The sequence below is a fragment of the Streptomyces niveiscabiei genome (assembly GCF_033794345.1).
GTDB lineage: Bacteria > Actinomycetota > Actinomycetes > Streptomycetales > Streptomycetaceae > Streptomyces > Streptomyces niveiscabiei.
In genome coordinates this window covers 104,547-113,264 of sequence record NZ_JARAYJ010000032.1, presented here as the reverse complement: position 1 = coordinate 113,264, position 8,718 = coordinate 104,547, and the positions used below count along the sequence as shown (strand labels likewise).

Here is an 8,718-nt window from a genome sequence, read left to right as displayed (position 1 = left end):
AACTCCGCCGAATACACCTTCATCACCATGCGTGACATCTCTTCCTCTGGACCCTCAAGGTCCAGTGTCCAAGGTGTCCACGCCCAAGGGGAAAGGCCCAACGACTGGTGTCCGCCCCGGCCTGCGGCGGCCCGAACCCGCTGCCCTGCCCGGCGTCCACCGAACCCGGCGGCCGGCGCACCCGCCTGATGATCGCCCGCCTAGTCGACCGCGAGCCCGTGCACCGCCGGCCGGCCGCGACCGCCTCCGACACGGTGCCGTGGGGCACGCCCTACGTCCCGGGCAGCCCCGTCCCGCAGCGGCCCTACCCGCCGCAGGGCACCTACACCCTGCGCGGCAAGGCGTCCGGCAGCGCGCGGGTCGCCATCGCCTGGGACGACGCGCGGACCGCCGTCCGCACGGTGTCCGTGCACTACACGCGCTACTCGGACGACGGGACGGGCTTCCTCGACGGCACCGAGAGCGTGACCCGCACGAGCGTCACCCCCACGCTCACTGCCCTCGACTGGACCTCCGACCTGGTCACCACCGGGCACGGCGGCAAGGTCCTGGCCACCAAGAAGACCAGCCCCGACGGCTTCCACCTCACCATCGACCTGTGGCAGACCGTCTTCCAGGCGACCGGCGCCCTCACCACGACGGTCGGCCCACGGACGTACACCCAGCCCGCGAACGGAACCTGAGCACCATCACCCGCGCCGGTCCACCGGCTTCACGGCCCGGCGCGGGGCGGGGTCGGCACCGCGGGCGGCGCAGGGTCCGCTCACCGATGAGGCTCGCGCGGTGGCCGCGGCTTTCCCGTCCCGCTGATCGTCGTTCCTGTGCGGCACGGCCGTCGGCCTGTGGGTCACTGCCTGCCCTGGTGGGTCTGGCGGAAGGTGCCGGGGGTCGTGCCGGTGTGGCGGGTGAAGAACTTGCCGAAGTTGGTGGGTTCGGCGAAGCCGAGGCGGCGGGCGACGGTCGCCACCGGCTCGTCGGTGTGGGCGAGCAGGCGCTGGGCCTCCAGGGCGACACGGGCGTCGATGACGTGTTTGACGGGCCGTCCGGTGGCGGCGGTGCAGGCGCGGGTGAGGGTCTTGACGGTGTAGCCGAGGCGGTGGGCGTAGTCGGCGGCGCGGCGGGTGGTGGCGTAGGAGCGTTCCAGTTCGGCGCGGAAGCGTGTGTAGACCTCGCCGCCCGCCTGCGGGTCGCCGCCGTTGCCGGGACGGGGCAGCCGGTGGATCTGCAACAGCACGGTGGCCAGGAGGAGTTGGAGGATCTCGGCGGACACCGCCTGCCGGGGGCGGCCGTACTCCGCCCGCAGTTGGCCGAGCAGGGTGGACAGGGCGGCGTACTCGGGGCGGGCGCCCAGCTGCCAGCACCCCGGGCCGTACCACTCCTTCGCCCACCGGTCGGCGCTGCTGGTGTGGGGCGGGAAGGCCGGCGTGAACAGCAGGTGCGTGCCGTTCGTGGTGCCCGGTCGTACGAAGCTCTGCACCTGGCCGGGCTCGACGCCGAGGGTTGAAGCCGAGCCGAAGGATCGCGTCGCCCGGTGCAGGGGCACCGCCGCTGTTCCCCACGGGAGGCATCACCATCTCCAGATGTCCTCGAATTACCATGCCCCGCCGTCAGCACATCTCGTCTGCCTGCGGCTTCGCGACGAGCGTGGAGGCACCAAGAAGGCGCAAGGCCGCCGCTACCACTACTGCACGGCCAGGTGCACCCCATGAACGGCACGGTGACGGGCCTCGGCAAGCCGCTGGACCGTCTGATCGTCACCCACGCCCATCCAGGCCACTAGAACAGCGGCGACGGCCGAGACCTGCTGATCGTCAACTTGCGGTTCCAGACCACTGATCCGGTGCTCCCGTTCGACGGGGTGGGTGCTGGGGCAGGTGCGGAGGTGGCGGAGGTAGGTGCGGGCGCGGTTCAGGCGGGTGAGTTGTTCCGCGCAGTCCGCGAGACGGCGCTCGGCGAAGGTGTGCCAGTCCTGGTCGTCGCGCCCGCCCGCGATGAGCGCGGCGATGTCGGGCAGGCTCATCATTCCCGGAAGGCCCGGGTTCCCTCGGCCGCGTCGGGGCCGCTGAGCGTCTCGTCGGCGAGGGCGGCTTGGACGGCTGCCAGGCCGTCGGCGTCCTCGTCGTGGACGGGGGGCGAGGGGTTCCGGACCGTCGGCGTCGAGGGCCGCTTCCGTGACTCCGTAGGTCCGGCTCCCGTGCGGTGGCCGACTCCCCCCTACACCGCCGTGATGCCCTCCATGCCGGATTCGGCGAAGGCGGGAAGCCCGGTGACGGTCGTGACCTTCGTGAGGGAGCCGTCGCGGCCGATCCGGAAGCCGTCGACCGTGCCGGAGGTGGCGTTCTGCACGTACAGGAACCGGGCGTCGGCGGTCACGGCCAGGTCGATGACGCCCTGGGAGCGGGGCGAGGGGGGTGTGGCGACGCCGGTCTTGTCGGTGAGGGCGAGTTTCCCGGCCCGGTCGGTGCGGTAGCCGGTGACCGTGGAGTTGCCGGTGTTCCCGCCGTAGAAGAAGTCGCCCGCGCGCTCCAGCCAGCACAGGGTGTTCTGGCCGTTGGGGAGGGGCTTCTGGACGACCTTGAGGGTGCCGTCGTGCCGTACCCGGTAGGTGCTGACGGTCGACTTCTCCGCCTCCGCGACCAGCATGCGGCCGGCCTTGTCGAAGGTGATGGCGAACGGGACGCCGCCGGCCGAGGGGGTGGTCACCGCCCGGTGCGCGGGGCGGCCGTCCTTGCGCAGGGGGAACACCTCGATCGTGTTGGCCGACTTGGTCGTCACCACCAGCTCGTGCCCGCCCGGGGTGAACGCGATCTGGCCGGGCGAACCGGTGAACAGCGGGACCTTCTCGTTGCGCAGTCCCAGGGAGCGGTGCGAGCCGCTCAGCGGGGTGAGTCCCCGGGCCGTGAGGCGGAAGCCCTGGACGCTTCCCTCGCCGCCCGCGTTCATCACGTACGCGAGGCCGCCCGACACGGTGATCGACGCCGGGAAGTCGCCGCCCGAGCGCACCACTTGACGGTCGGTGAGCTTCTGGCCCGTGACCCGGAACGAGGTGACCGTGCCGCTGCCCGCGTTGACCGCCAGCAGCCGCCCCGACGGGGCGTCGTAGACCAGCGAGCCCTGGGAGGCGAGGGAGTCGGTGGGGGCGTCCACCTGGTCGCCGCCCTTGCCCCCGGTGGCGTAGGTGCCCGCACCGGTCAGGGTGCCGTCGTCGCCCCGCCGGAAGACGTGGATGGTGTTGCCGGCCAGCTCGTTGCCCTGGACGAACACGGCGTGGTCGGCTCCGGCCCGCGCCGGGGTCCCCTCGCGGTGCGCGGGCTCCCCCGCCGAGGCGAGGTTCATCGTCGCGACCGCCGCGCCCGTCGCGAGAACGGCGGCTCCGGCGATTCCCAGCCGGGTCTTGAGAGGTGAACGACGCCTGGTGTGCCTGCTCATGGGGATTCCTCCAGTCCTGGCCGGCCGCCGATGGCGAGTGGCCGGCGGAGCCAGAGTGGCCTGTGCGACGGGGGAAGTTCGAGGATTCCGGGGCCGCGTCATGCTCTCGTAAGAAGTGGTGAGGAAGACACGGAACGCGTCGGGGCCCACGGCGACGGGACCTACCAGGCCCTCAGACACCCGTACGCCCTTGGCCGCTCCGGTCAGGGAGGGCGGGCAGGGGGCGGTCGACGGCACGCTGTCGGTCACGGCCGGGGCCAGGAGGAGGACATCGATCGGGTGCTGGTGACCGTGCCCTACACCGACGCCCAACTCGACCAGTTGCGCGCGGCGTTCGCGCCGGCGCGGTTCATCACGGTCTCCGCGCGGGACGACGGGGCGATCAGCGCTGCTCCGCCCAGGTCCGTGGCCTGCTCGGCACCGCCTTCCACGCCCCGTCCCGGTCCGTGGCATTTCGGTGGACCTGGCCACCGGCCGCGCAGCGCTGCACGCGCCCGCACCGCGCACCGGCGTACCGCTCTCGCGCGGCGGGAATGTCCGTGTTCCGTAAGGGTTCGGTTGTTCCGGTGCGGCCGTGGGCGCAGTGGGATGGAGAGTATGAAATTCAGGCTCTCCCCGCCGGTGTTCAAGGGCGCTCTGCACGACGCCCGTACGGCGACCTCGATCGGCCGGTGGCTGGGCGCGGCGTTTGCCGTGTGCTTCGTCACCGGGTTGGTCAGTCATGTCATGCAGCATCCGCCGGGCTGGCTCGCGGGCGGTGTCCCGAGCCGGCCGTCGTGGGGGTACCGGCTGACGCAGGGACTGCACGTCGCTTCGGGTATCGCGGCGGTGCCGCTGCTGCTGGTGAAGCTGTGGGCGGTGTATCCGCGGCTGTTCGCGTGGCCGCCGGTGAGGTCGGTGCGGCACGCTCTGGAGCGGGTCTCGGTCGCGGTGCTGGTGGCCGGTGCTCTGTTCCAGCTGGCGACGGGGCTGCTGAACACGGCGCAGTGGTATCCGTGGCCGTTCTCCTTCGTGCCGGTGCACTACGCGGTCGCGTGGCTGGTCGCGGGGGCGTTGCTGCTGCATGTCGCGGTCAAGGCGCCGCAGATCGCGGCGCACTGGACGCGCCGGTCGCCCGGAACGGTGGCCCTGCCCGCGCCGGACGGGCCCGACCGGCGCTCGTTGCTGGCCGCGGTGGGTACGGCCGTCGGGGCGGTCACGCTCACCACGGTGGGCCAGTCGTTCACCCCGCTGAAGGACTTCATCCTGTTCGCGCCCCGGCACCCGGACCACGGTCCGCAGGGGCTGCCGGTGAACCGGACGGCCGCAGCGGCCGGGGTGGGCCGGATCGCCGCCGAGGGGTACCGGCTGACGGTGGCCGGTCCGACGCCGTACACCCTGACGCTGGACGACCTGCGTGAACTGCCGCAGTACCAGGCCGAGTTGCCGATCGCCTGCGTGGAGGGCTGGAGCGCGTCGGCGCACTGGTCCGGCGTACGGGTCGTCGATCTGCTGGAGCGAGCCGGGGCGCCGGCGGGGGCGCGGGTGCGGGTGGTGTCGTTGCAGGTGCGGGGCGCCTACCGGGTGTCCGAGCTGGGGCACGAGCACGCCCGTGATCCGCTGACCCTGCTCGCCCTGCGCCTCAACGGCGAGGACCTCGACCCCGACCACGGCTACCCGGTGCGGCTCATCGCCCCGAACCGGCCGGGCGTGCAGCAGACCAAGTGGGTCGGCCGGCTGGAGGTGCTGGTGTGAGGACGCTGCGAGTGACGGCGGGTGTGGCCGGCGTCGTGCTGATGGGTGTCGGGGTGTCGTTGCTGGCGGAGGTCCGTGAGCTGCCGGACGTGCTGCTGTGGCTGGGCGGGGCGGTCGTCCTGCACGACGCGGTGGTCGTCCCTGCGGTGCTGCTGGCCGGGCTGCTCCTGGTGCGCGGCGGTGTGCGCGGGCCCGTCCGGGGTGCCCTGCTGGTCGCGGGCGCGTCGACGGTGGTGGCGCTGCCGGTGCTGCTGCGGCCGGGGCGGACGGCGAACGCGTCGGTGCTGCCGCTGGACTATCCGCGCAACTGGCTGATCGCCATGGCGGCCGTGGCGGTGGGGACGGTCCTCGTGCCGGCCGTGCGCGGGGCCGTGCGCCGTCGCCGGTCGTCCGGTCGCGAGAGGAAAAGGGTTACGAACCCCTGACGTCCCCGGTGCGCACGGCCCACGGGCGGGGTCGCGGCCCTACGGTCGGGGGCATGCTGATCCTGGTCACTGGAGGTGCGGGCTTCATCGGCTCGCACATCGTCACCGCTCTCACCGGCGCCGGGCACGAGGTGCGCGTCCTCGACGCCCTGCTGCCCGCCGCGCACCGTACGCCTCCGCCGGTCCCCGCCGGGGTGGACTGGCGCCACGCCGACGTCCGCGACGGGGCGGCGGTGGCCGACGCGCTGCGCGGCGTGGACGCCGTGTGCCATCAGGCCGCGATGGTCGGCCTCGGCAAGGACTTCGCCGACGCCCCGGAGTACGTCTCCTGCAACGACCTCGGCACCGCCGTCCTCCTCTCCGGCATGGCCGGGGCCGGGGTGCGGCGGCTGGTGCTGGCGAGTTCGATGGTGGTCTACGGCGAGGGGCGGTACGTGTGCGCGCGGCACGGCGTCGTGCGCCCCGGGGCGCGCCGGGTGCCGGACCTGGAGGCGGGGTGCTTCGAACCCCCCTGTCCGTCCTGCGGCGATCCGCTGGTCTCCGGGCTGGTGGAGGAGGACGCGCCGGCCGATCCGCGCAATGTGTACGCGGCCACGAAACTGGCCCAGGAGCATCTGGCGGCGTCCTGGGCGCGGGCGACCGGCGGCCGGGTCGCGGCCCTGCGGTACCACAACGTGTACGGGCCGCGGATGCCGCGGGACACGCCCTACGCCGGGGTCGCCTCCCTGTTCCGGTCCGCGCTGGAGCGGGGCGAGGCGCCGCGTGTCTTCGAGGACGGCGGGCAGCGGCGGGACTTCGTGCACGTCCGGGACGTCGCCGGCGCGAACCTCGCGGCCCTGGACGGTGTGGCCGGGGTGCCGGGGGGCTCTCTGCGGGCGTACAACGTCGGCAGCGGGGACCCGCGCACAGTGGCGGAGATGGCCGGCGCCCTGGCCCGGGCCCACGCCGGTCCGGAGCCCGTCGTCACGGGCGAGTACCGGCTCGGCGACGTCCGCCACATCACCGCCTCGTCGCAGCGGCTGCGCGAGGAGCTCGGCTGGCGGGCGGGCGTCGGTTTCGCGGAGGGGATGACGGAGTTCGCGGCGGCGCCCCTGCGAGCGGGGTGATCCTTGCGCGCAGCGGCGACCCTGCGCGCGACGTGATCCTTGTGCACGACAGCACCCCTGCGGGCGGGACCGGAGCCGGTGCGGGCCGGTCCCGTTCGCTCGCGGTCAGACCGCCGCGGGCAGGCGTACCTCGAACCGGCAGCCGCCGGGCACGTTGCGTACCGCCGCGCGCCCCTGGTGGGCCTCCACGATGCCGCGCACGATGGCCAGTCCGAGTCCGGCGCCGGCCGGCGGGGTGCGGGCGTCCGTGCCGCGCCAGCCGGTGTCGAAGACGCGGGGCAGGTCCTCGGGGGCGATCCCGCCGCAGCCGTCGGTCACCGACAGGACGACGTGGTCGGCCTCGCGGCGGGCGGCCACGGCGACCGTGCCGTCGGCGGGTGTCCGGCGGATCGCGTTGACCAGCAGGTTGGCCAGGACGCGGGACATCTCCCGGCCGTCGACCTCCACGGGGACGGGTTCGACTCCGTGGCCCACGAGCCGTACGCCGTGTTCCCTGGCCAGCGCGTCGACGCCGGCGATGGCGTCGCCCACGAGGTCGTAGACGGACATCCGGGCGAGGGACAGGGCGAGCACGCCGGCCTGGATGCGGGAGAGTTCGAACAGGTCGCCGACCATGGCGCTCATGCGTCCGACCTCGGAGCGGATGCGGGCGAGGTAGACGCGGGGGTCGTCGGCGATGCCGTCCTCCAGGGCCTCGGTCATCGCCTGGAGGCCGGCCAGCGGTGTGCGCAGGTCGTGGGAGATCCAGGCGACGAGTTCCCGCCGGGAGGCTTCCAGGGTCCGCTCGCGTTCCCGGGAGGCGGCGAGCTTGCTGCTGGTCGCGGCCAACTGGTGGGCGAGGTGGGCGAGTTCGCTGGTGGGGGCGGCGGGGGGCGGGGTGAAGGCGCCGTGGTCGCCGAGGGCGCGGGTGGCTTCGGCGAGTTCCCGGCTGCCTTGTACGACGCTGCGGCCCAGCAGGAACGCCACGGCGAGCGAGACGACCGCGGCCATGGCGCACACCATGGTCACGACCCACAGGTCGTGGTCGGAGAGGAACATCGCGTGGGCCACCAGCATGGTTCCGGCGAGCATCGCGGCCACGGTGACGCCGGCGACGACGGCCAGGGAGGCGGCGACGGACCGTCGGCGCAGCGCCCGCAGCAGCACGGCTCCGACCAGGCCGGCGCTCACGGCGCCGATGGCCGCGTAGAGGGCGATGAGGAGGGTGTCAGCGATCATGCCCGGGCTCCGTCCCGTGTGCGTGGGGAGGGTCGAAGCGGTAGCCGACGCCCCACACCGTGCTGATGAGGCGGGGGTTGGCCGGGTCGTCCTCGACCTTCTCGCGCAGGCGCCGCACGTGCACGGTGACGGTCGACAGGTCGCCGAACTCCCAGCCCCACACCCGCTGCATCAGCTGCTCCCGGCTCGTGGCCTGCCCGGGGTTGCGCAGGAAGAACTCCAGGAGGTCGAACTCCCGGATGGTCAGGGACAGTTCGCGGCCGTCGCGGGTGGCGCGGCGGGCGGCGGGGTCCAGGGCGAGCGGGCCGGACCGCAGCCAGGGTCCCGCTTCCGGGGCTGGGGCCGCGCCCGCCCTGCGGAGCACGGACTCCACGCGCAGCACGAGTTCGCGGGGGCTGAAGGGTTTGGTGACGTAGTCGTCCGCGCCGACCTCCAGGCCGAGGATGCGGTCCTCCTCGTCGCCGCGCGCGGTGAGCATGATCACCGGTACGGGGCCGGCGGTGCGGATGCGGCGGCAGACCTCCAGCCCGTCCATGCCGGGCAGCATCAGGTCCAGCACCACGAGGTCGGGGGGCCGCGCGGCGGCCCGGGTCACGGCGGTGGGGCCGTCGTCGGCAACGTCGACGGCGAATCCGGCCCGGCCCAGATATCCGGCGACGACCTCGGAGACCGTGGGGTCGTCGTCCACGACGAGTACGTGTTTCACGCCCCGAGTCTCACATTGGCGGAGCGCGCTGACGGGCGGCCGGGAGCGACGTCAGGGTTCCGTAAGGACACCAAGTCCGTTATGCACCTTTCGGGTTCGT

At 73.5% G+C, this 8,718-nt stretch carries 9 protein-coding genes and 1 pseudogene; 4 read left to right on the top strand and 6 right to left on the bottom strand.

What is annotated here, in order from left to right; translation table 11 throughout:
- Nucleotides 1–107: 107 nt before the first annotated feature.
- Entirely contained in the window at nt 108–683 is a 576-nt protein-coding gene (locus tag PV682_RS33440) for a hypothetical protein (protein ID WP_319735516.1), read from the top strand.
- 164 nt (nt 684–847) lie between these two features.
- On the opposite strand, the pseudogene PV682_RS33435 reads toward PV682_RS33440, so the two are convergent.
- The 4 genes and pseudogenes from PV682_RS33435 to PV682_RS33420 all read right to left on the bottom strand — a co-directional run.
- Nucleotides 848–1,498: pseudogene (locus tag PV682_RS33435) on the bottom strand (helix-turn-helix domain-containing protein); the annotation flags it as partial.
- Between the two features lie 183 nt (nt 1,499–1,681).
- The gene (locus tag PV682_RS33430; RefSeq protein ID WP_319735515.1) at nt 1,682–2,020 is read right to left on the bottom strand and encodes a MerR family transcriptional regulator; all 339 of its coding nucleotides are present in this window, start codon (nt 2,018–2,020) and stop codon (nt 1,682–1,684) included.
- A 194-nt stretch (nt 2,021–2,214) separates the two neighbouring features.
- Nucleotides 2,215–3,429, bottom strand: coding sequence for a lactonase family protein (locus PV682_RS33425; protein ID WP_319735514.1), 1,215 nt, complete (start codon nt 3,427–3,429; stop codon nt 2,215–2,217).
- A 296-nt stretch (nt 3,430–3,725) separates the two neighbouring features.
- Nucleotides 3,726–3,860, bottom strand: a complete 135-nt coding sequence (locus PV682_RS33420; protein WP_319735513.1) for a hypothetical protein — start codon at nt 3,858–3,860, stop codon at nt 3,726–3,728.
- A gap of 166 nt (nt 3,861–4,026) precedes the next feature.
- On the opposite strand from PV682_RS33420, the gene PV682_RS33415 reads away from it, so the two are divergent.
- From PV682_RS33415 to PV682_RS33405, 3 genes are read left to right on the top strand one after another with little or no spacing between them, the layout of a single operon-like run.
- On the top strand, nt 4,027–5,163 hold the full coding sequence (locus tag PV682_RS33415) for a molybdopterin-dependent oxidoreductase (RefSeq protein ID WP_407705782.1): 1,137 nt from the start codon (nt 4,027–4,029) through the stop codon (nt 5,161–5,163).
- Nucleotides 5,160–5,588 carry a hypothetical protein gene (locus tag PV682_RS33410; protein ID WP_319735511.1) on the top strand — a complete coding sequence of 143 codons (429 nt, stop codon included), beginning with the start codon at nt 5,160–5,162 and terminating at the stop codon, nt 5,586–5,588. Before PV682_RS33415 ends, PV682_RS33410 begins: the two co-directional genes overlap by 4 nt.
- A gap of 53 nt (nt 5,589–5,641) precedes the next feature.
- Complete coding sequence (locus tag PV682_RS33405; protein ID WP_319735510.1) at nt 5,642–6,694, top strand: NAD-dependent epimerase/dehydratase family protein; 1,053 nt, start codon at nt 5,642–5,644, stop codon at nt 6,692–6,694.
- A 105-nt stretch (nt 6,695–6,799) separates the two neighbouring features.
- Here PV682_RS33405 and PV682_RS33400 read toward each other — a convergent pair whose 3' ends face one another.
- Nucleotides 6,800–7,912, bottom strand: a complete 1,113-nt coding sequence (locus PV682_RS33400) for a sensor histidine kinase (RefSeq protein ID WP_319735509.1) — start codon at nt 7,910–7,912, stop codon at nt 6,800–6,802.
- A complete protein-coding gene (locus PV682_RS33395) occupies nt 7,902–8,618 on the bottom strand; it encodes a response regulator transcription factor (protein ID WP_319735508.1) in 717 nt (238 codons plus the stop codon). Before PV682_RS33395 ends, PV682_RS33400 begins: the two co-directional genes overlap by 11 nt.
- Nucleotides 8,619–8,718: the final 100 nt, after the last annotated feature.